Source organism: Geomonas oryzisoli, from assembly GCF_018986915.1.
Classification (GTDB): domain Bacteria; phylum Desulfobacterota; class Desulfuromonadia; order Geobacterales; family Geobacteraceae; genus Geomonas; species Geomonas oryzisoli.
Genome location: NZ_CP076723.1, coordinates 2,527,280 through 2,549,559, shown reverse-complemented (window position 1 = coordinate 2,549,559; position 22,280 = coordinate 2,527,280). Strand labels below are relative to the sequence as shown.

The 22,280-nt window shown below is 60.0% G+C and carries 19 protein-coding genes; 17 read left to right on the top strand and 2 right to left on the bottom strand.

What is annotated here, in order from left to right; translation table 11 throughout:
* Nucleotides 1-31: 31 nt before the first annotated feature.
* The 7 genes from KP004_RS11170 to KP004_RS11140 all read left to right on the top strand — a co-directional run bounded on the left by KP004_RS11170 (nucleotide 32) and on the right by KP004_RS11140 (nucleotide 9,123).
* A complete protein-coding gene (locus tag KP004_RS11170) occupies nucleotides 32-943 on the top strand; it encodes a radical SAM protein (RefSeq protein WP_216798624.1) in 912 nt (303 codons plus the stop codon).
* A gap of 147 nt (nucleotides 944-1,090) precedes the next feature.
* Nucleotides 1,091-4,336 carry a carbamoyl-phosphate synthase large subunit gene (carB, locus tag KP004_RS11165; protein ID WP_216798623.1) on the top strand — a complete coding sequence of 1,082 codons (3,246 nt, stop codon included), beginning with the start codon at nucleotides 1,091-1,093 and terminating at the stop codon, nucleotides 4,334-4,336.
* A 106-nt stretch (nucleotides 4,337-4,442) separates the two neighbouring features.
* Nucleotides 4,443-4,919, top strand: coding sequence for a transcription elongation factor GreA (greA, locus tag KP004_RS11160; RefSeq protein WP_199388510.1), 477 nt, complete (start codon nucleotides 4,443-4,445; stop codon nucleotides 4,917-4,919).
* 64 nt (nucleotides 4,920-4,983) lie between these two features.
* Nucleotides 4,984-5,181, top strand: a complete 198-nt coding sequence (locus KP004_RS11155) for a DUF1858 domain-containing protein (protein ID WP_183346418.1) — start codon at nucleotides 4,984-4,986, stop codon at nucleotides 5,179-5,181.
* Between the two features lie 48 nt (nucleotides 5,182-5,229).
* Nucleotides 5,230-7,542 (top strand): ATP-dependent DNA helicase RecG, encoded by a 2,313-nt coding sequence (gene recG / locus KP004_RS11150; protein ID WP_216798622.1) that lies wholly within the window; start codon nucleotides 5,230-5,232, stop codon nucleotides 7,540-7,542.
* Between the two features lie 21 nt (nucleotides 7,543-7,563).
* Nucleotides 7,564-8,331: an ABC transporter ATP-binding protein gene (locus KP004_RS11145; RefSeq protein WP_216798621.1), complete on the top strand. Its 768-nt coding sequence runs from the start codon at nucleotides 7,564-7,566 to the stop codon at nucleotides 8,329-8,331.
* Nucleotides 8,332-9,123 (top strand): ABC transporter permease, encoded by a 792-nt coding sequence (locus KP004_RS11140; protein WP_216798620.1) that lies wholly within the window; start codon nucleotides 8,332-8,334, stop codon nucleotides 9,121-9,123.
* A gap of 393 nt (nucleotides 9,124-9,516) precedes the next feature.
* Here the strand turns inward: KP004_RS11140 and KP004_RS11135 are convergent, their stop codons facing one another.
* The gene (locus KP004_RS11135; RefSeq protein WP_216798619.1) at nucleotides 9,517-10,569 is read right to left on the bottom strand and encodes a threonine aldolase family protein; all 1,053 of its coding nucleotides are present in this window, start codon (nucleotides 10,567-10,569) and stop codon (nucleotides 9,517-9,519) included.
* A gap of 107 nt (nucleotides 10,570-10,676) precedes the next feature.
* The gene (locus tag KP004_RS11130) at nucleotides 10,677-11,504 is read right to left on the bottom strand and encodes a DMT family transporter (protein WP_239027043.1); all 828 of its coding nucleotides are present in this window, start codon (nucleotides 11,502-11,504) and stop codon (nucleotides 10,677-10,679) included.
* A gap of 265 nt (nucleotides 11,505-11,769) precedes the next feature.
* Here KP004_RS11130 and KP004_RS11125 point away from each other — a divergent pair, with 265 nt between their 5' ends.
* The 10 genes from KP004_RS11125 to KP004_RS11080 all read left to right on the top strand — a co-directional run bounded on the left by KP004_RS11125 (nucleotide 11,770) and on the right by KP004_RS11080 (nucleotide 22,278).
* On the top strand, nucleotides 11,770-12,513 hold the full coding sequence (locus KP004_RS11125) for a basic amino acid ABC transporter substrate-binding protein (RefSeq protein WP_216798617.1): 744 nt from the start codon (nucleotides 11,770-11,772) through the stop codon (nucleotides 12,511-12,513).
* Between the two features lie 140 nt (nucleotides 12,514-12,653).
* Complete coding sequence (locus tag KP004_RS11120) at nucleotides 12,654-13,439, top strand: amino acid ABC transporter permease (RefSeq protein ID WP_216798616.1); 786 nt, start codon at nucleotides 12,654-12,656, stop codon at nucleotides 13,437-13,439.
* 10 nt (nucleotides 13,440-13,449) lie between these two features.
* A complete protein-coding gene (locus KP004_RS11115) occupies nucleotides 13,450-14,172 on the top strand; it encodes an amino acid ABC transporter ATP-binding protein (RefSeq protein WP_216798615.1) in 723 nt (240 codons plus the stop codon).
* Nucleotides 14,173-14,330: 158 nt separating this feature from the next.
* Nucleotides 14,331-15,617 (top strand): porin, encoded by a 1,287-nt coding sequence (locus KP004_RS11110; RefSeq protein WP_216798614.1) that lies wholly within the window; start codon nucleotides 14,331-14,333, stop codon nucleotides 15,615-15,617.
* Nucleotides 15,618-15,771: 154 nt separating this feature from the next.
* Nucleotides 15,772-16,965 carry an ABC transporter substrate-binding protein gene (locus tag KP004_RS11105; RefSeq protein WP_216798613.1) on the top strand — a complete coding sequence of 398 codons (1,194 nt, stop codon included), beginning with the start codon at nucleotides 15,772-15,774 and terminating at the stop codon, nucleotides 16,963-16,965.
* A gap of 464 nt (nucleotides 16,966-17,429) precedes the next feature.
* A complete protein-coding gene (gene htpX / locus KP004_RS11100; protein WP_216798612.1) occupies nucleotides 17,430-18,290 on the top strand; it encodes a zinc metalloprotease HtpX in 861 nt (286 codons plus the stop codon).
* A gap of 165 nt (nucleotides 18,291-18,455) precedes the next feature.
* Entirely contained in the window at nucleotides 18,456-19,208 is a 753-nt protein-coding gene (locus KP004_RS11095; protein ID WP_216798611.1) for a TerC family protein, read from the top strand.
* 56 nt (nucleotides 19,209-19,264) lie between these two features.
* Nucleotides 19,265-19,630, top strand: coding sequence for a hypothetical protein (locus KP004_RS11090; protein ID WP_216798610.1), 366 nt, complete (start codon nucleotides 19,265-19,267; stop codon nucleotides 19,628-19,630).
* A gap of 114 nt (nucleotides 19,631-19,744) precedes the next feature.
* A complete protein-coding gene (locus KP004_RS11085) occupies nucleotides 19,745-21,040 on the top strand; it encodes a TolC family protein (RefSeq protein WP_216798609.1) in 1,296 nt (431 codons plus the stop codon).
* Nucleotides 21,037-22,278, top strand: coding sequence for an efflux RND transporter periplasmic adaptor subunit (locus tag KP004_RS11080; RefSeq protein WP_216798608.1), 1,242 nt, complete (start codon nucleotides 21,037-21,039; stop codon nucleotides 22,276-22,278). The genes KP004_RS11085 and KP004_RS11080 overlap by 4 nt, the downstream gene beginning before the upstream one ends.
* The last annotated feature ends 2 nt before the right edge of the window (nucleotides 22,279-22,280 follow it).

Here is a 22,280-nt window from a genome sequence, read left to right as displayed (position 1 = left end):
GTCACTAGTTGAAGGAAGCTGCAGTAGGTTGATGAAATATTTAGAGCTTTATGAAAACGGCGAGCTGTCCCGGCGCATCAAGATGGCCTACGCCCGCCTGGCCGCCTGCGACCTCTGTCCCCATGCCTGCGGTGTGAACCGCCTGCAGGGAGAGACGGGGCTGTGCGAAAGCGGCAAAGAGGTGCGCATCGCCTCGGCCAACGTGCACCGCGGCGAGGAGCCGCCCATCTCCGGCACCAAAGGCTCCGGCACCATCTTCCTGTCGGGCTGCACGCTGAACTGCAAGTTCTGCCAGAACTTCCCGATCAGTCAGTTGAGAAACGGCACCGACCTGAACGTGGGGCAGTTGGCCGACAAGATGGTGGGGCTGCAGAAGAAGGGCGTGCACAACATAAACTTCGTCACGCCGACCCACTTCACGCCGCAGATCCTGGCTGCGCTCTACCTTGCCATACGCAAGGGCTTCCGGATTCCGATCGTGTGGAACACGAGCGGCTACGAGAGCCTGGAAACTTTGGCCCTGCTGGACGGAGTTGTGGACATCTACCTGCCGGACATGAAGTACTGCTGCAATGAAGTAGCTGTAAAGCTCTCCGGCGCCAAGGGTTACACCGAGGTGAACCGGCGGGCCCTGCCCGAGATGCTCAGGCAGGTGGGGCATCTGGAATGTGACGAGGACGGCATCGCTGTACACGGCCTGATCGTGCGCCACCTGGTGTTGCCGCTGGGGCAGGCGGGGACTCCCGAGACGCTGGCCTGGATCGCGGAGAACCTGGGGACGGAAACGCACATCGCCTTGATGAGCCAGTATTTCCCCGCCCACGCGGCGGCGCAGACGCCCGGGATAGAAAGAAGGATCACCAGCGAAGAGTACGCCGAGGCAGTCGAGGCGCTGGAAGAGCTGGAGCTGGAAAACGGCTGGGTGCAGGAAGAACCGGAGTGAACCCCGTTCAACGTTCAACGTTCGACGTTAAAACCAATCTTGCCCCGGTCTGTTGGCACAAGCGGCGCTGACCTACATTCGAAGTGACATAACGCAGAACGTTGAACGTTGAACGTTGAACGTTTTTAGATTAAGAGGGAGATTTAAATGCCTAAACGCACAGACATCAAGAAGATCCTCATCATCGGCGCGGGCCCGATCGTCATCGGCCAGGCGTGCGAGTTCGACTACTCCGGCACCCAGGCCTGCAAGGCGCTCAAGGAGGAGGGATACCAGGTCGTCCTCCTGAACTCCAACCCGGCTACCATCATGACCGACCCGGACTTCGCCGACGCTACCTACATCGAGCCGGTGACCCCGGAGGTACTGGCCAGGATCATCGAGAAGGAGCGCCCGGACGCGGTGCTTCCGACCCTGGGCGGCCAGACCGCTCTCAACACGGCGGTCGCGGTGGCCGAGAACGGCACCCTGGAGAAGTTCGGGGTGGAACTGATCGGCGCGAAGCTCCCAGCCATCAAGAAGGCTGAGGACCGCACCCTGTTCAAGGAGGCGATGGTGAGGATCGGCCTCGATATCCCGAGGTCTGGTCTGGCGCACAACTACCAGGAGTCCATGGATGTGATCAAGCACGTCGGCTTCCCGGCCATCATCCGTCCCTCCTTTACCCTGGGCGGCACCGGCGGCGGCATTGCCTACAACATGGAAGAGTACGAACGCATGTCCATGGCCGGCATCGAGGCATCCCCGACCGACGAGATCCTGGTCGAGGAGTCCCTGATCGGCTGGAAGGAGTACGAGCTCGAGGTCATGCGCGACACGGCCGACAACGTCGTCATCATCTGCTCCATCGAGAACTTCGACGCCATGGGCGTGCACACCGGCGACTCCATCACCGTGGCACCGGCGCAGACCCTGACCGACAAGGAGTACCAGATCCTGCGCGACGCCTCCTTGAAGATCATCCGCGAGATCGGCGTCGACACCGGCGGCTCCAACATCCAGTTCGGCATCAACCCGAAGAACGGCCGCCTCATCGTCATCGAGATGAACCCGCGCGTCTCCCGCTCCTCGGCGCTTGCCTCCAAGGCGACCGGCTTCCCGATCGCGAAGATCGCCGCCAAACTCGCCGTCGGCTACACCCTGGACGAGATCACCAACGATATCACCAAGGAGACGCCGGCCTGCTTCGAGCCGACCATCGATTACGTGGTCACCAAGATCCCGCGCTTCACCTTCGAGAAGTTCCCGGCAGCCGACGCGACCCTCACCACCCAGATGAAGTCGGTGGGCGAGGTCATGTCCATCGGCCGTACCTTCAAGGAAAGCTTCCAGAAGGCGCTCCGCTCCCTGGAGATCGGCTCCTGCGGCTTCGAGTCCCGCTTCTTCGGCGTGGGCGGCGACACCCGCCGCGCGCTCACCGAGAAGGAGCGCAACCTGCTCCTCGATAAGCTCAGAACCCCCAACTGCGACCGTCTCTGGTACGTGGGCGACGCCTTTCGCTGCGGCATGACCGTGGAGGAGATCTACGCCCTGACCGCCATCGATCCCTGGTTCCTGCACAATATCCGCCAGATCATCGAGATGGAGGAGTGCCTGAAAGAGGCCGACCTCAAGGCTGGCGGCGAAGTGCTGCGCGACACCCTCTGGGACGCCAAGCGCTACGGCTTCTCCGATAAGTACCTGGCCCAGCTCTGGAAGATCACCGAAGGCGAAGTGCGCGAACTGCGTCTGGCCAACGGCGTCAAGCCCGTCTTCAAGCGGGTCGACACCTGCGCCGCCGAGTTCGTGGCCCACACCCCGTACCTCTACTCGACCTACGAGGAGGAATGCGAGGCGGAGCCGACCGACCGCAAGAAGATCATCATCCTGGGCGGCGGACCCAACCGCATCGGCCAGGGGATCGAGTTCGACTACTGCTGCGTGCACGGCGTGTTCGCCCTCTCCGAGGACGGCTACGAGACCATCATGGTCAACTGCAACCCGGAGACCGTCTCCACCGACTACGATACCTCGGACCGTCTCTACTTCGAGCCGCTCACCTTCGAGGACGTACTGAACATCGTTGACGTGGAGAAGCCGACCGGCGTCATCGTGCAGTTCGGCGGCCAGACCCCGCTGAAACTCGCTGTCGCCCTGGAGAAGGCGGGCGTGCCCATCATCGGCACCTCGCCCGATGCCATCGACCGCGCCGAGGACCGCGAGCGCTTCCAGGAGATGCTGCAGAAGCTGAACCTGCGCCAGCCTGAGAACGGCACCGCCCGCTCCTTCGAGGAGGCTGAGGCCGTCGCCGATCGCATCGGCTACCCGGTCGTCGTCCGTCCTTCCTACGTCCTGGGCGGCCGCGCCATGGAAATCGTGTACGACGTGGACAACCTGCGCCGTTACATGCACACCGCGGTGCAGGCTTCGCCTGAGCACCCGATCCTTATCGACAAGTTCCTCGACGAGGCGATCGAGATCGACGTGGACGCGCTGTGCGACGGCAACATCGCAGTCATCGGCGGCATCATGGAGCATATCGAGGAAGCGGGCATCCATTCCGGCGACTCTGCCTGCTCGCTGCCGCCGTACTCTATCACCCCGGAGATCGTCGAGGAAATCAGACGCCAGACCAAGGTGATGGCGCTGGAGCTGAACGTGAAGGGCTTGATGAACGTCCAGTACGCCGTCAAGGACAACCAGATCTACATCATCGAGGTGAATCCGCGCGCTTCCCGCACCTCGCCCTTCGTTTCCAAGGCGACCGGCAGGCCGCTGGCGAAGATCGCGGCCCGCGTCATGGCCGGCAAGACCCTTACCGAACTGGGCGTCACCGAGGAGATCATCCCCGAGCACATTTCGGTGAAAGAGTCGGTGTTCCCCTTCGCCAAGTTCCCGGGCGTCGACACCATCCTCGGGCCCGAAATGAAGTCGACCGGCGAAGTCATGGGTATCGGCGAGACCTTTGCCAAGGCTTACGCGAAGGCCCAGATGGGTGCCAACGTGAAGCTGCCGACAACCGGTAAAGTCTTCATATCAGTGAAAGACTTGGACAAAAAACATATTGTCAGCGCGGCAAAAAGACTGTATGATCAGGGCTTCGAATTGGTCGCCACGCGCGGTACGGCAACCTACCTGCAGGAAAAGGGAATTCCCGTCCAGGTGATCAACAAGGTGCTCGAAGGGCGTCCCCACATCGTGGATGCGATCAAGAACAACGAGATCTGCATGGTGATCAATACCACCCACGGCGCCCAGGCAGTGGCGGATTCCTACTCGATTCGCAGGAACACCCTGATCAACAACGTCGCCTACTACACGACGGCATCGGGGGCACGGGCAGCGGTCGACGGCATCATTGCCACGGCACAGTCCAAGCTGGAAGTGAAGTCCATCCAGGAATATCTGAAGTAACCGACCGGGGAGCGCCGCACAAGGCGCTCCCTTTCCAAATCCAGCACATGCAGCACAGCGGGGGGCCTCCAGGCCCCCCTATAAGTTCATCAAGGAGCAAATAGCGATGTCTCAGACAGTTCCATTGACCAAGGAGAGTTACGAGGCCCTCCAGGAGGACCTTAAACGCCTGATTAAGGAAGAACGCCCCAAGGTGATCCAGGATATTGCAGAGGCCAGGGCGCACGGCGACCTTTCCGAAAATGCGGAGTACGATGCGGCCAAGAACCGTCAGGGTTTCATCGAGGGGCGCATACTGGAGCTGCAGGACAAACTGGCGAGGGCCTACGTGGTCGACCTCTCCAACCTGAAGCCGGACAAGGTGGTCTTTGGCGCCACCATCACCGTGTACGACACCGCGACCGAAGAAGAGATCACCTACAAAATCGTCGGTGAGGACGAGGCCGACATCAAGCTGGGCAAGATCTCCTGCACCTCGCCGGTGGGCAAGGCGCTGATCGGGCACAAGCTGGACGACACCGTCCGCGTCAGTGTTCCTTCCGGTATGAAGGAATACGAGATCATCGAGATTCGCTACGAATAACAGCAGCACCCACGTTTCGCACCACAACCAACATGCGCGCCAGCGCGTGACCAGGAGGATTTACATGGCTCAGGTAACCAAGGACATGACTTTTGCCGCAGTGATGAGGATGCACCCGGACGTCGTCAAGGTGCTCGCTAAATACAACCTCGGCTGCATCGGCTGCATGGGTGCTCAGAACGAGTCCCTCGAGCAGGGCTGCGCCGCCCACGGCATCAGCGTGGACGACATCGTCGCCGACCTCAACAAGATCTTCGAATAACCACGACCGGCGCCCGGAGCTAGCTCCGGGCGCCTTTCTTTTCCTCCCATGCCGATCATAACGCTCGCGCCAGACGGGTCGCTCAAGCTTCCGGAACAGCTCAGGGAATCCCTGCAGCTCGCTCCCGGCGACCAGGTCAGCGTCGAGGTTGTCGACGGCGCCCTCCGCGTTTCCAGACACGTCCCTTCTAAACCCGCCAAGCCTGTTACAACTGTTAAGCCCGCATCAGCCAACGTCGTTGCCGTCCCCGAGGAACTGAAGACCCCGATGACCGTCATCAAGGGGGTGGGGCCCAAGCTCGCCGAGATATTCGCCAAAAAGGGGATCACAACGGTCGAGGATGCGCTCTACATCCTCCCAAACCGCTACGAGGACCGGCGCCAGCTGAAGCGCATATCGGAACTGCGACCGGGCAACTCCGAGGCGTTCTTCGCTACCGTGGTCTCCGCCGAGGCGCAGGTCACCAAGGGCGGACGGCGCTACTTCGAGGCCATCGTCAGGGACGAAAGCGGCAGCCTGCCGCTCAAGTGGTTCAACTTCCATCCCAACTTCCTCAAGAAGCAATTCTATGCCGGTAGGCGCGGCATCTTCATCGGGGATGTCGCCCAGTTCGGCTTCCAGCGCGAGATGCACCACCCCGAGGTGGAATGGGCCGGCGAGGGGGAGGGGATCGAAGAGGTCATGGCGCGCGATCCTGAAAACTTCGGCCGGATTCTTCCCGTGTACCCGCTGACCGAGGGAGTGAGCCAGAAGGTGATGCGCCGCATCATGCGCGACACCGTGCCCCGCTACAGCCGCTACGTGAAGGAGGCGCTCCCGGAGGAGCTTTTACATCGGCACCGCCTCTTGAGCCTCCCGGTTGCGCTCAGGGAAGCGCACCAGCCCGATCCTTCCTGTTCGATCGCCGATCTCAACAGCGGGCGCTCCGCGGCACACCGTTCACTTGCCTTTGACGAGCTGTTCTTCCTGCAACTGGGGCTCGCCATGAAAAAGCGCGGCATTGCGCTCGAGGACGGCATCAGCTTCCACGTTACCCATCGCTACACCAAGGAACTGCTGAAGCTACTTCCTTTCAGCCTGACCGGCGCACAGAAGCGCGTCCTCTCCGAGATTAAGGAGGACATGATCGCGCCGCACCCGATGCACCGTCTGGTGCAGGGGGACGTCGGCTGCGGGAAGACGCTGGTGGCCCTCATGGCCGCGCTCATCTGCGTGGAGAATGACTATCAGGTCGCCATCATGGCCCCGACGGAACTGCTGGCAGAGCAGCACTATCTGAACATCCACGGCTACTGCGAAAAGCTCGGCATCACGGTGGCGCTTCTCACCGCCAGCATCAAGGGTAAGAACGACACACTGGAGAGGATCGCCTCCGGTGAGACCCGCATCGTGGTCGGTACCCACGCCATGATCCAGGACAAGGTCGAATTCCACCGACTGGGGCTGGGGATCATCGACGAGCAGCACCGCTTCGGCGTTGTGCAGCGCGCGCTCCTGAAGAAGAAGGGAAGTAACCCGGACATCCTGGTCATGACGGCGACCCCGATTCCGCGGACCCTTTCCATGACCGTTTTTGGCGATCTCTCTTTGTCAGTGATCGACGAACTGCCGCCGGGGCGGACGCCCATCGAAACCCGCATGGTGCGCGAGTCCCGCCGCCTCGAGGTCTACTCGCTGGTGCGCGAGGAGGTGGGTAAGGGGAGGCAGGCCTACGTAATCTATCCGCTGGTCGAGGAGTCCGAGAAGATCGACCTGAAGGCCGCGGTGCAGATGGCCGAGCATCTGGCCCAGGACGTGTTCCCGGACCTGTGCGTGGCCGTATTGCACGGCAGGATGAGCGCCGCCGAGAAGGAAGCGGTCATGAAGGGATTCAAGGCGGGTGACACCGATATCCTGGTATCGACCACCGTCATCGAGGTGGGCATCGACGTCCCTAATGCGACGGTGATGGTGATCGAGCACGCCGAGCGTTTCGGGCTCTCGCAGTTGCACCAGTTGCGCGGCAGGGTAGGGCGCGGCAGCGAACGTTCCCGCTGTCTCCTGCTGGCGGGCGACAAGCTCTCGGAGGATGGTCAGAAGCGGCTGGAGGTGATGGTGAAAAGCTCCGACGGCTTCGTTATCGCCGAGGCCGATCTGCAAATCAGAGGTCCCGGTGATTTTCTGGGCACCCGTCAGGCTGGCATGCCGGAGTTGCGCGTCGCCGACATCCTGCGCGACGGCGGCGTCTTGGAGCAGGCAAGAAAGGATGCCTTTGCCCTGGTCGAGAAGGATCCGGAACTGAACCAGTCGGGTCATGAAAGGCTGCGTGGAGAGTTGATGCTGCGTTGGGGCGGGAGGCTGGAGCTCGCTTCAATCGGGTGAGAAAGACGGAGAGGTTAAGCTTTGAGTGGACCCCATACAGACATGGTCACCGTCGACACAGTTTCCTTTTTAGGACGCAGTGCTGATGGGGCGGCCGTCGAGTTGCTGGACGGCATTTCCTTCTCTGCCAAGGCGGGGGAGATAACTGCCATTATCGGGCCGTCCGGGGGCGGCAAGAGTACGCTGATCCGCCTGATCAACCGGCTCACGGATCCAAGCGAAGGGCGGATCACTATCGGGGGCACTGACATCGCCACCATGGATCCGCTTAAGTTGCGCCGCATGGTGGCGCTGGTGCCGCAGAAGCCGTTCATGTTCGAAGGGACGGTGCTCGACAACCTGCAGATGCCATTCCGCTACCGGCACCAGGATCCTCCCGCAGCACAAAGCACGGAGGTAACCGAGGTGCTGACACTGGCGCGGCTGGACCGGGACCTATTGGAACGGGACTCACGCTCCCTGTCGCTGGGGCAGCAGCAGCGGGTGGGCGTGGCCCGGGCTCTGATAACCAAGCCCCAGGTGCTACTTTTGGACGAACCGACCAGCGCGCTGGACCGCAGGACTTCAGACGAACTAACCGCAACCCTGCGCGAGATCTGCCACGGCAGGAACCTCACCATGATCATGGTGACTCATGACCTGCGCCTGACGGAAAAGGTTGCCGATTACTGCTTCTACCTGGAAGCAGGCAGGATTCTGGAGCAGGGGAGGGCTGCCGAGTTGCTGACTCACCCGGCGACCAGAGAGCTGAAGACGTTCCTGTCGGAGCCTTCAGGGCAGGAGGGGTAGATGGATAATCAGGGTTTAGTGAATCTGGGTATCCTCGATCTCGTGGTGGCTTACAGCCTGGTGCTGCTCGCGATCGGGCTTGCGAAACTGAAGCGCATCGGCCAGGAAGGGCAGATGTTTTGGGCTTCGCTGCGGATGGTGTTCCAACTGTTGGCGGTGGGCTATCTGCTTCATTTCATCTTTGCCGTCCAGCACCCCTTGCCGGTGTTGGCCATCCTGCTGGTCATGGGGGGCTTTTCGCTGCAGGTGATCGGTTCCCGCATCAAGCGGAAGATGCCGCGTTTCTACCAGGTGGTGGGGACGGCTCTCTTGATCGGTTGCGGAGGCGTTACCTTCGTCTTCTGCTCGCTGGTGGTACACTATTCCCCCTGGTACGATCCCCGTTACCTGATTCCGTTGGCGGGTATGATCATCGGCAACTCCATGAACGGCGCGAGCCTTGCTGCCGAGCGCCTGGGAGCGGAGATGCGGGAGCGGCGCGAGGAGATAGAAACCGCACTCTGTTTGGGGGCAAGTGCTCGACAGGCCGCGAAACCTGCGCTACGGAACGCCTTCCGTGCCGCCATCATGCCGACCGCCAATACCATGGCGGCCATGGGTATCGTTTCTCTTCCCGGGATGATGACCGGGCAGATCCTCTCCGGCACCGAGCCGATGGTTGCCGTCCGTTACCAGGTCGCCATCATGTGCGCCATCACCGGTGCCGTTGCCATTACCGCTTATCTTATCGTGCTGCAAGGCTACCGGAGTTACTTCACCGCCGCGCACCAACTGGATATGGAGTGGAGATAAAGGGAGTCCGAATGTCCTTTTGGGGGCGAAGTTGCAGGTTCGACCCTTGAAGTTGTAACTTGGAGCATGGAAATTTCACTTAGAGCGTTGGAGTGTCAATTTTGGAGCCTGAAAGTTTCACTTGGAGCGTTGAAGTTTCACTTGGAGCGTTGAAGTGTCAATTTGGAGCCTGTAAGTTGCACTTGGAGCGTTGAAGTGACAATTTGGAGCCTTGAAGTTGCAGGCTTGTTGGCGAGGTTGCAGGTTGATCCGTTAAGGGGGCGTTGGAGCTCCGGCAATCTAGGTGGCGGGGGTAACACGAACGGGGCGCTGGGAATATACTCAGCGCCCCGTTTCCGAGTCGTTTGAGGAAGGTGGCTGAGCTGAAAGGGGCGTTCCGCTAGACAGTCCCTTCTACACGACTGCCTTGATGTCGGCCACCAGGTTGGCGACCTCCTCGACCTTGGTGTCCCAGGAGCACATGAAGCGGGCGCCGCCCGAGCCGATGAAGGTGTAGAAGTGCCAGCCGCGAGCCCTTAAATCTTCCAGCGCTTCGGGTGCCATTTCCAGGAAGACGGAGTTGGCCTGGCTTTCGAACATGATGCGGACCTGCGGTATCTTCTTGATCTCGTTTGCCAACAGACGTGCGCAGCTGTTCGCGTGCGCGGCGTTCCTGAGCCAGGCGCCGCTCTCCAGCATTCCAATCCAGGGTGCGGTAAGAAAGCGCATCTTGGAGGCCAACTGGCCGGCTTGCTTGCAGCGGTAGTCGAACTCGTAGGCCAACTCCTTGTTGAAGAACACCACGGCTTCACCGACAGCAAACCCGTTCTTGGTCCCGCCGAACGTGAGGACGTCGACGCCGGCCTGCCAACTGATCTCCTTGGGCGCGACGTTCAGGGCCGCGACCGCATTGGCGAAACGCGCGCCGTCCATATGCACGCGCAAGTCGAACCGTTTCGCCAGTTCCCCGATCGCCTGCAGTTCCGATACTGAGTACAGCGTGCCGAGCTCCGTCGCCTGGGTGATGCTCAGGGCGCGCGCCTTGGGATAGTGGATATCGCTGCGTTTGGTGATGGTGTGCTCGACGGCGTCGAGGTTGATCTTGCCGTTCTCACCGGGGACCAGAAGCACCTTGGTACCGTTGGAAAAGAATTCGGAGGCGCCGCACTCGTCTGTCTCTATGTGCGCCATTTCGTGGCAGACGATGGAGTGATAGGACTGGCACAACGATGCCAGCGCCAGCGAGTTTGCCGCAGTACCGTTGAAGACGAAGAAAACCTCGCAATCCGTCTCGAAAAGCTCGCGGATCTTCTCACACGCCAGGGCTGTCCAGCGGTCGTCGCCGTAGGAACTCGCCAGCCCGCTGTTAGCCTCCGCCATCGCCTGCCACGCCTCTGCGCAGATCCCTGCGTAGTTGTCGCTGGCGAAATGGTGCTTGAGCTCGCTGTGGTGTCCTGTGTTTATCATTGCGTCCCCTTTGGCGCGGGAAAGTGCGCCCCTTTGTGCGTGTGCCGGTATGGCTAGGTCGAAAAAAATATTATAAGGAGAAACCGGTGTCAACGGATAACTTGCCGTCACCCTTCGGCGGCGACAGTCACGGTCGCTTCGCTGTCGGCGCCATCGGGTAGCAATTCGGAAACCACCATTCCCGCAAGGATAAGCACCGCTCCCAATAAGCTGAGGGCGCCCAGCCTCTCCCCTGCCGCGTAGTAGGCGTACACGGCGGCAAAAACGGGTTCGGTGCAGAAGATGAGGGCCGTGTGGGCGGGACTGATCCACTTCTGCATGGTGGTCTGTACCAGGAAGGCGAAGATGGTGGCTATCAGCACGCACACCACCAGGGTCCAGAGCAGTTCCGGGTGCCAGACGAAGACCTCCTGTCCCCGCGCCTCTGCTGAGACAAGACTCAAGAGCCCCACCACCGATAGTTGCAACGTAGTGAGCAGGTAGACGTCACTGTCGGCGTGGCGGGCGAAGTGACTGGTGTAGAGAAGGTGCAGTGCGACGCAGGCTCCGCAGATCGCTCCGAGGATGTCACCTACATTGAAATTCAGGCTGCCGTCAGTGCAAAGAAGGAATAAGCCGGGGGTGGCAAGACCAACTCCCCACTTGATGCCGGGGGCGACGGCATGTCGGAAAATGGCAGCGCCGAATAGCGGCACCAACAAGACACTCAGGCCGGTGAGAAAGCCGGTGTTCGATGCGCTGGTGTACTTCAGGGCAACGGTCTGGAAGGCGTATGAAGCAAATAAAAGAATTCCAAGAATGGACGCGTGTGTGAATAGTCTAATCTTTATTCTGTCAACCCGCGTTAAAGCTATGGGCAGCATGATCGCAGCGGCAATTAGAAATCTTTGAGCTAGAAAAATAAATACGTCCACCTTGCTGATTGCGTCCTTCACCACAGTGAAGGTTACGCCCCAGAAGAACGTCGTTATCAAAAGAAGTATACCCGCTCGAATTTTTTTCACAGATCCCAAAGTAATTTTGACCTCATAAAACCTTGAATTTCTTAAATTGTGGTAAGACAAGTTAACATGAGCTTAAAACGAGCGCAACGCCAAATTAATAAGTGGTTGACAAGAGGGTGGAATAGCTTTAAAAGTATGCGGCGGAAAGCTAAATGGTGTATTCCGTTTAATATTAAAGACATTTTATGGAGGAAGCATGAAAGCACTTCGTACTCTGACTGCAGTTTTGGCTTTGGGACTCTGTTTTGTCTCCGCGGCTTTCGCCGCACCGAAGGCGATCACCGTCGCGTCCGACGCAACCTGGCCGCCGATGGAGTTCGTTGACGCCAACAAGAAGATCGTTGGCTTCGACATCGACTTCATGACCGCCGTCGCCAAAGAGGCCGGCCTGCAGGTCACCTTCAAGAACACCGCTTGGGACGGCATCTTCGCCGGCGTTGAGGCGGGTCAGTACGACGCCATCATCTCCTCGGTCACCATCACCCCGGAGCGTCAGGCCAAGTACGATTTCACCAACCCGTACGTCCAGATCGGCCAGATCCTGGTCGTGCCCAAGGCTGAGAAGGGCAGCAAGATCGCTGACCTCAAAGGCAAGAAGGTTGGCGCTCAGATCGGCACCACCGGCGCCATGGAAGTCAAGAAAGTTGCCGGCGTCGAGCTGAAAACCTACGACGAAGTCGGCCTGGCCTTCGAGGACATGGCTGCCGGCCGCATCGCCGGCGTCGTCTGCGACGAGCCGACCGCCATCACCTACGCTCTCCAGAAGAAGGAGTACAGCTCCAAGTTCAAGATCGTGGGCAAGTCCTTCACCAAAGAGGCCTACGGCATCGTAGTCAAGAAGGGGAACAAGGACCTGGTCGCCCAGCTGAACAAGGGGATCGCAGCGGTTCAGAAAAAGAAGATCGACGCACAGCTCAAGAAGAAGTGGCAGCTTAAGTAACACCTCAAAGCTCCTGCAGAACGGAACGCTACCCGACAGTAGTCGCCGATTCTGCAGGAGCTTTCTTTAAACAGAAACCCGCAGCACAGCAGCACATCAACAAAAGCCGGTACGCCGGCCCGGGACGGTCACAAGAAAGCATGAGTACTGAAGCAAAAAAGCAGATCATCGATGTAGGGGACGGCGCGGCCATTCCCCGTAAAAGCGACCGGGGCTTGTTCACCGCCTGGCGCATAGCGTTCTTTGGCGCCATTGGCACCATTGCCTACCTGGTCTGGAGCAAGCCGGACCCGTATCTCAACATCATCAAGTTCGTTCCCGACGGCATCGCGGTGACCTTCCAGGTGACCCTCGGGGCGATACTGCTGGCCATCGTCATCGGCCTTATCACCGGCCTGGGCCGGATCTCCAAGAACCGCTTCTTCAACGGCGTCGCCTCCCTGTACGTGGAGGTCATCCGCGGCATCCCGCTGCTGGTGCAGATCTTCTACATCTACTACGCACTGGGCACCATTGTGAAGGTTCCGGCCGTCCTTTCCGCCATCATCGCCATGGCCGTCTGCTATGGCGCTTACATGGGCGAAGTGGTGCGCGCCGGGATCGAGTCGATCGCCAAGGGCCAGCGCGAGGCTGCGCTCTCCCTGGGGATGAACGGCCGCCAGACCATGATTCACGTCATCCTGCCGCAGGCGGTGAAGGTGATCCTGCCGCCGGTGGGTAACGAATTCATCGCCCTTTTGAAGGACTCCTCGCTGGTCTCCATCATCGCCGTCGCCGACCTTCTGCGTCGCGGCCGTGAGTACGCCTCCGAGTCCTTCACCTATTTTGAGACCTACACGGTCATCGCGCTGATCTACCTGATCATCACCTTGTTCTTCTCGAAGATCATCGGCGTAATGGAGGAGCGTGTCAGTGTCAACAAATAGCCGCAGGAAAATGGTAGAGGCAAAGGAAATCATCAAGGTGTACGGTTCGTTCCGTGCGCTTGACCGCGTTTCGCTGGACGTCTATGACGGCGAAAAGGTGGTCATCATCGGGCCTTCCGGTTCAGGCAAGTCGACCCTCTTGCGCTCCATCAACAGGCTCGAGGAGATCGACCGCGGCACCATTGTCGTGGACGGCATGGACCTTTACGACCCGAAGACCGACATCACCAAGGTGCGCGAGGAAGTGGGCATGGTGTTCCAGTCCTTCAACCTCTTCCCGCACAAGACCGTGCTGGAGAACCTGACCCTCGCCCAGATCGTGGTGCGCAAGCGTTCGAAGCAGGAGGCCGAGGAGAAGGCCATGATGCTTCTGGAGCGCGTGGGTCTTGCCGCGAAAGCGAAGTCGTATCCGGGCAAACTCTCCGGCGGGCAGCAGCAGCGCGTCGCCATTGCACGTTCTCTCGCCATGGACCCCAAACTCATGCTGTTCGACGAGCCGACCTCCGCCCTCGACCCTGAGATGATCGGGGAGGTGCTCGACGTCATGAAGGATCTCGCCAAGGACGGTATGACCATGGCCGTGGTTACCCACGAGATGGGCTTCGCGCGCGAGGTGGCCGACCGCGTCATATTCATGGACGCGGGTCGCATCGTGGAGGAGGGCACTCCAGAGCACTTCTTCACCGCGCCCACGCACGAGCGCGCCAAGTTGTTTTTGAGCCAGATATTGTAGTTCATTGCTGGCCCCTGCGTCAGCAGGGGCCAGTTTTTGTATCTACGATTTGTTTATTTCAATAAAGGAAAGGGGGGACAGGTTTCTTCTCAGTTTAGCCTGGCAACACAGTTGTAAAAAAAAGCTGTAATGCAATTACTACACAACGAGGAGGCAGTATGAAAAAAAGCAACAAGAAGCTGTTAGTAGTAGCCATCGCAACCGCACTCACCGCAGCATCCGCAGGCTCCGCTCTCGCACTGGAGAACCAGTTCAGCGGCGCATTCACCACGTTCTTTGACACCGGCAACTTCGCCGGCAGCGGCAGACTCGAGAACAACGCCCCGACCGCTAACTACTTTGTTCAGCGTTTCCGCCTCGGCTACACCGCCAAGGCCGACGACCATGTCAAACTCGTCACCAAATTCGAGTTCGACTACAACTTCTGGGGCAACAGCTCCTACGTTGACAAGCGCGGCGGCGGCGGCGCTCTCGGTGCTGACTCCGTCAACATGGAAACCAAGCACATCTACCTCGACCTGAACTACCCGCAGATCAACGCCAAGATCGGTATGCAGCCGTACAACGATTCCTTCAAAGGGGTCCTGTTCGACGCCGACATGGCCGGTGTGCTCCTTTCCCACGACTACTCCAACGCCAGCATCGCAGCCGGCTACTTCCGTTTCCACGACTCCGCTGACGCCGGCGTGAACGGCGAAACTCTCGGCAAGAACACCTTCGATATGTACTCCCTCGACGGCAAGTACAACATCAGCAAGGATCTCTCCGTTGGTGCAGCTTACTACTTCATCCGCGACCAGCACACCCCGGGTGCTTACACCGTGTTCCCTGACGCCAAGGTTCACACCTTCGGCCTGAACGCTGCCGGCAACTTCGGTCCGGTTTCCGTGACCGCCTTCGCCGCCAAGCAGGCAGGCGAGATCACCACCGATGTTGATGCCAAAGGTTTCGCCCTCAACATCGGCGCCAAGATGCCGCTGGCAGGCGGCACCGCCCGCTCCGAGTTCATTTACGTTGGCGGTGGCAAGAACGCCTGGTACGTACCGGCCTCCGACAACGGCTACACCGAAGGTGGCCAATTCTATGACTCCGAAATGATCATGCTGGGCCGCGACAAGTACGCGACCACCATCGACAACGCCATCATCTACGATGTGAACAACAACGACGAAGGCGTCATCATGGGCACCCTCGGCTACGACTACACCTTCAACGACAAGGTATCCGCCAGCGCCAACGCTGGCTTCGCTGCCGTTGCCAAGGACCTCAACAACACCGAAAGCAAGTACATCGGCACCGAGCTGAACGCAGAAGCTTACTACAAGCTCACTGCTAACGTGACCCTCGGCGCACGTGGCGGCTACGTATTCCTGGGCGACCACTTCAAAGCTCTCAACGCAGACAACCTGTGGGACATGAAACTCATCGCCAAGTACAACTTCTAAGACAGATACGTTCCTCTCTCCGGCCTGAACAGAGCCGGAGAGGGGAAATTCAGTGCCACTGTCTTGACAATCGAGTAGTGACCATTAATATCTGTTGACGAACTAGAGCTGTACTTAACAATGTGATACATCAATCCCCAAGGAGGTAGTCTGCATGAGCTTTAAGAAGATCAGCGCGCTGCTGCTCGTAGCAATGCTCGCAGTCGGTGCATTCGGCTGCAAGAAGAAAGAAGAGGCCCCGGCCCCTGGCGCCGAGGCGGCGAAACCCGCCGGCGACACCATCAAAATCGGCTTCCTCGGCGCCCTCACCGGCGACGTGGCCATGTTCGGCAAGCCGACCCTCGAAGGCATGAAGATGGCTGCCGACGAGATCAACGCAGCCGGCGGCGTGCAGGGCAAGAAGATCGAGATCGTCGAAGCCGACAACCGCGGCGACAAGCAGGAAGGTGCTTCCGTTACCCAGAAGTTCATCTCCCGTGACAACGTCACCGCCATCGTTGGCGACCCGACCACCGGCATCACCAAGGTTGCCGCTCCGATCGCTCAGAAAGCCGGCGTTGTGCTCCTCTCCGCAGGCGCAACCGGCCCGGGCGTCGTCGAAGTAGGCGACTTCATCTTCCGCGACACCCTGCTCGACTCCATCGCCATCCCGGCCTGCATCGAGTACTTCGCCAAAGACCTCGGCTTCAAGAAAGTCGCCATCGTGACCTCCGACAACAACGACTACTCCGTCGGTCTGTCCCAGACCTTCCGCGACGCAGCCGCCAAGGTTCCGTCCATCAAGATCGTTGCTGATGAGAAAGTCAAAGACGGCGACAAGGACTTCTCCGCCCAGATCACCAACATCAAGAGCAAGAAGCCGGACGTCATCCTGTTCTCCGGTTACTACACCGAAGGCGCTCTCATCATGAAAGAGGCCCGCAAACAGGGTCTGAAGGCTCCGATGTTCGGCGGCGACGGCCTGTTCTCCCCGAAATTCATCGAGCTGGGCGGTCCGGCAGTCGAGGGCTCCATGTCCGCTCTTGGCTTCTCCACCGAGCAGGCAGCTCCTGCTACCGCCAAGTTCATCGAGGCGTTCAAAGCCAAGCACAACGGCGAGCTCCCGGGCCTGTTCGACGCCCAGGGCTACGACGCTGTGATGCTGCTGGCCGACTCCATGAAGCGCGCTAACAGCGTTGACCCGAAAGTCTTCAAAACCGCTCTGGCACAGACCAAGAAGTTCGAAGGCGTTTCCGGCACCATCAGCATGCAGGCTAACCGCGAGCCGATCAAGAGCCCGCTGTCCCTGCTGGTTGTCAAGGACGGCAAGTTCGTCCTCAAGGCAAAAGTACCCGTCAAGATGGACTAATGCTTGAAAGTGCAGTACAAACGGCCCCTGTTTCGGCAGGGGCCGTTTTTTTTTGGAAACCTTAAACCGTTGAACAGGGATAAAGGGGATAAAAAGGATAACGGCTTAAACCTGTATTGGTTTTAAACCCCAAAGGCTTTTTGGATGTGGTGTTATCCCTTTTATCCCTTTTATCCCTGTTTGTTTATGTTTTGGCCTTTGACTCAGCCTTTGCTGTTACCGATTACCCTTGACAACTCTGATAGGAGAAATTATATTTCGAATCGTTAAAGGGGAGTAGTTATCGGCTACAGAAAAGGCCGACCCGGACTTCGTCAATACGGTCGCAAGACCCGGAGCCGGGACAGTTAACCTGTCAACAAGACCTTTATCCTGGTAACTATGTGCCGAGGGTAAAGGTCTTTTTATTTACCCTCGGCCCGAAACAAGTCCTTCGGGACACAACACTCGTAGAGGTAAATGTTATGCAAAGACTGAAAACCACGTTCCTGTTAGCTCTTCTCACCGTGCTCATGGTGACCATGGGGCAGGCCCTCGGCGGCCGCTCCGGTATGATGATGGCCTTCGTCCTCGCCCTGGGCATGAACTTCTTCTCCTACTGGTTCTCGGACAAGATCGTGCTCAGCATGTACGGCGCCCAGGAGATCGGGCCGCAAGACCACCCCATGTTCTACAACCTGGTGGGCAACCTCGCGGCCCGGGCCGGGCTCCCCATGCCCAAGGTCTACATCATCCCCTCCGACAGCCCCAACGCGTTCGCCACTGGTCGCAACCCGGAACACGCAGCGGTTGCCGCGACGGAAGGGATCCTGCGCATACTGTCCCCGGAGGAACTGGAAGGGGTGATGGCGCACGAACTGGCCCACGTGCAAAACCGCGACATCCTGGTGGGCACCATCGCCGCCACCTTCGCCGGCGCCATTTCCATGATCGGCAACATGCTGCAGTGGGGCGCCATCCTCGGCGGCGGGCGCAGCGACGACGAGGAGGGAGGCGGCATCGGCGGTCTGGTCGGTTCGCTGGCTATGGCAATCATCGCGCCCATCGCTGCGATGCTGATCCAGATGGCGGTTTCCCGCTCCCGCGAGTACCTGGCCGACGCCACCGGCGCCGAGATCTGCGGTCGCCCGCTGGCGCTTGCCTCGGCGCTGAGGAAGCTGCACATGGGTTCGCAAGCGCTCCCGATGCAGGAAGCACGGCCTGCCACGGCGCATATGTTCATCGTGAACCCCTTGACCGGCGGAGGGGTCATGCAGCTGTTTTCCACGCATCCGCCTATGGAAGAGCGCATCGCGCGGCTGGAGCAGATGGCGGTACGGCGCTGATGACGACTTGCTCCTCTCTCGTCCATCACTCCTCCCCCCGGAGGGGGGGAGGCTGGGAGGGGGGAATAGCCGGCATTTTCCCCCTCCCTGTCCCTCCCCCTCCGGGGGAGGGGACCCGAGTGCGGCGGCATATTTACTACTGAACTATTGAAGGAGAACCTTTAAATGGACTGGCTTACTGACCCGCAGGTCTGGATGGCCCTGGTTACTTTGAGCGCGCTGGAAATCGTGCTAGGCATCGACAACATCATCTTCATCTCTATCCAGGCGAGCAAACTGCCCGCCGCCCAGCAGGAGAGGGCGAGGCTGACCGGCCTGGGACTGGCGATGTTCATCCGCGTCGCGCTCCTGTTCTCGCTCGCCTGGCTCATGGGGCTCACCACGCCTCTCTTCAGCGTGCTGGGCAACGAGATCTCCGGCCGCGATCTGATCCTCATCTCGGGCGGCCTGTTCCTGCTTTGGAAGAGCACCATGGAGATCCACGAGAAGCTGGAAGGGGAGGAGGTGGTGCATGCGGCGAAGGTCGGTGCTACCTTCGGCGCGGTCATCGTGCAGATCCTGCTGCTGGATATCGTTTTCTCGCTCGACTCCATCATCACCGCGATCGGGATGGCCAACCAGCTCTTCATCATGGTTGCCGCCGTGGTCATCGCCGTCGGATTCATGATGCTCTTCTCCGGCAAGATCAGTGCGTTCGTGGAAAGGCATCCCACCATCAAGATGCTGGCCCTGAGCTTCCTGCTGCTGATCGGTGTCTCCCTCATCGGTGAGGGCTTCGGGATGCACATTCCCAAGGGATACATCTATTTCGCCATGGCTTTCTCGGTGATGGTGGAGATGCTCAACCTGCGGATGCGGCGCGGCAAACCGGTCAAACTGCATGAGCCACACCTTGATACTGAAATAAGGGGCGAATAGCATGCGCCCCTTTTACCTTGACACTTTCTGTGCTCATTCGTTATGTTCGCCGGTGCATGCGTAAGTTATTCCCCGTCAAATTTTTCTCTTTCCTGCTGCTCGCAGTGATCTTCTGCACCTTTGTTGGTGGAGCATGTGACAACGCGCACGCCTTTGAGCGCTGCGGTACTGTCGCTGACTGCGTTCAGGTCGATTCCCACGCCGACCGGGGCTGCGACACCCCCGACTGCCCCTTGCAGGGGGACGCCGGTCATGACGACTGCGACTTCTGCTGTGACTGCGCTTGCCATGTCTCGCTGAGCGTCGGTCATTTCTCTCTCGCATACAATCCTGTTTTCGCCTCACTCCAGAGCTTCGACCGCTTCACCTTCATACCCGAAGTTTTTCTCTCCAAGTTCGTTCCCCCGCAGTTACGCGCCTAACACCCCCTTTACGGCCGTAGTACGTCCTGCGCAGGAGCCCATGCTCCCGGCGTAACGTGCCGTGGTCTGCCCTGTTTTCTCCGCCTTTCCAACATTGCATCCAGGAGGTTTTTCTTGGCAACAAACGCCTTCAGGGGCGCGCGCCTAGCCGTGGCCGTCGCCTTGTCTCTATTGGCAGCCGTACCCGCACTTGCCGAGCCGCAGCACATTTCGCTGCAGCAGGCCGTGGACGCGGCGCTCCAAAACAACCCGGAGCTCGTCTCCTTACGCAAAGAAACCGGCATCCTCGACGCCGCCGCTGTGCGGGCCGGGGTTATTCCCAATCCTACGCTGGACGTGGAAGCTGCCACCGGTGCGCTTACCGGCAGCAGCGACGACAGTAACCTCTCGCTGGGTATATCCCAGGAGTTCCTGCTGGGGGACAAGCGCCTCAAGCGCCGCGCGGTTGCGGAGCGTGACCTTGCCGCCTACCGCTGGCTGGTAGCTGACCGCGAGCGCGCTCTCAAGGAGCAGGTGCAGGCGGCTTACTGCGATGTGCTGCTCGCCCGGGAGCGGGTCGGCCTTGCGCGCCATTCCATCGAACTGAACAAGCAACTGCTCCAGGTGGCCGAGGACCGTCTCGCGGCGGGGGATATCCCGGAACTGGAGATGTACCTGGTCCGAGTCGAGTTGACTCGCAGCGAAGGGAATCTGATCGAGTTGCAGCGGGGGGTGCTGGACAACAGTGCCAAGCTCTTTGCGCTCATGGCCCTCCCGCCGACAGCGTCCCCGGTTTTGAGCGGGACTTTGAACGGTAAGGACGTTGCCATCAAGGGGGTGGGGGAGTTGAAGCAGGTCGCCATGCAGGACCGTCCCGACCTCAAGGCGCTGCATGCGGCGATGCAGAAGAGCGACGCCGAGGTCGCACTCGCCGAGGCGGAAGGGATCCCCAACCTCACCGCCGGGATATCGCTGAGCCGCGATGCCTCCTCCATGGAGATCGGCGGCGTCACAGGTAGGGAAACCTCCTACACCATCGGCGTGAGGTTTTCCATGCCGATCCCGGTATTCGATCGGAACCAGGCCGGGCAACAGGAGGCGCGGGCCAAACGCAGCGGCGCCGGAATCCGCCTCCAGGGCGCCGCCGCCGGCGTCGAGCGCGAGGTGGAGAGCGCCCATGCGAGCCTCGCCAACGCCGAAAAGGTACTCTCCCTGTACCGCTCCGACATCCTGCGCCAGCTCGATGAAAACCTGAAGCTGACCCAGGAGGCGTACCGGCTCGGGGAGGTTGGCATCCTGGCGGTGATCGAGGAGCAGAAGAAGTACTTCGAGGTGAGCGACAGCTACCTGGCCGCTCTGCATGCGAGACAGGTCGCTTTCAACAGACTGGAATCGGCGGTTGCCGCTGACATCAACGGAGGTGCGCAGTGAACAAGAAGGGAATCATCATCGGACTTATCCTCGCCACTGCCCTCTGCGGCGGTGTCGCTTATCGTCTCGTCAACTCCACCGCGGGAGGCGAGCACGCCGAACACGCTGAAGCAGGGCACGGCGAAGAGAAAGGCGGGCACGCGGAAGGGAAGGAGGAGAAGGGGCACGAAGGGCATGACGAGCACGGCGCGAAGCTGATCAAGATGACGGCCGAGGTGCAAAAGCAAAGCGGCGTGGCCGTGGCCGCCGTGAAGAAGCAGCAGTTAGCGGGCGTCATCAGTGCGACCGGCAAGGTCGAGGCCAACGCCGACCGCATCGCCCATGTTTCCCCGCGTATTTCCGGCAAAATAGTCGCCGTGCGCGCCTCGCTTGGCGACAGCGTCGGCTCCGGTCAGGTGCTTGCGACGCTGGACAGCGTTGAGCTTGGCGAGGCACTGAGCCGCTACCACCAGTCCAAGACCAGGCTCTCCCTGGCCCAGTCCAACATGGAGCGCGTTAAGGCGCTGGTGGACAAGAAGATCGCCGCGCGCAAAGAGATCTTCCAGGCTGAGACCGATTACAAGACGGCCCAGACCGAGATGCACACCGACCAGGAACGCCTCTCCCTGTACGGCGTCTCCGCCGGCGACCTAAAGGCGGATCGAAAGCCGCTGTTGCCGGTGCGCTCTCCCATCTCCGGCGTCATCACTGAGAAACACGCTATCGTCGGGGAGCTTGCCGATCCCGCCAAGAGCCTGTACACGGTCGCCGACCTCTCCTCGGTCTGGGTGATGGTCGATATTCACGAAAAGGACCTGGTCAAGGTACGCCGCGGACAGGCGGCGACGGTCGTGGTTAACGCCTTTCCCGAAACCAAGTTCCGCGGCCGGATCACCTACCTGGCTGACGTCGTCGACGGCGCGACCCGAACCATCAAGGCGCGGGTAGAGGTGGCCAACCCCGGGCGCAAACTCAAGCCCGAGATGTTCGCCACGGTCGAACTCGCGACAGCGTCAGACGCCCCGGCGGTAATCGCGGTGCCCGAGGAGGCGGTCCAGGAGCTGGAAGGGAAGAAGCTCGTCTTCGTCTCGGAAAAAGAGGGTGTCTTTGAACCGCGCCAGGTGGAACCGGGCCGGGCCTCCGGCGGCATGGTCGAGATCCTTTCCGGCATCAGGGAAGGTGAGCGGCTGGCGGTCAGGGGGGGCTTCGTCCTCAAATCGGAGCTGCAGAAGGGCGAAATCGAGGGGCACGATCACTAAGG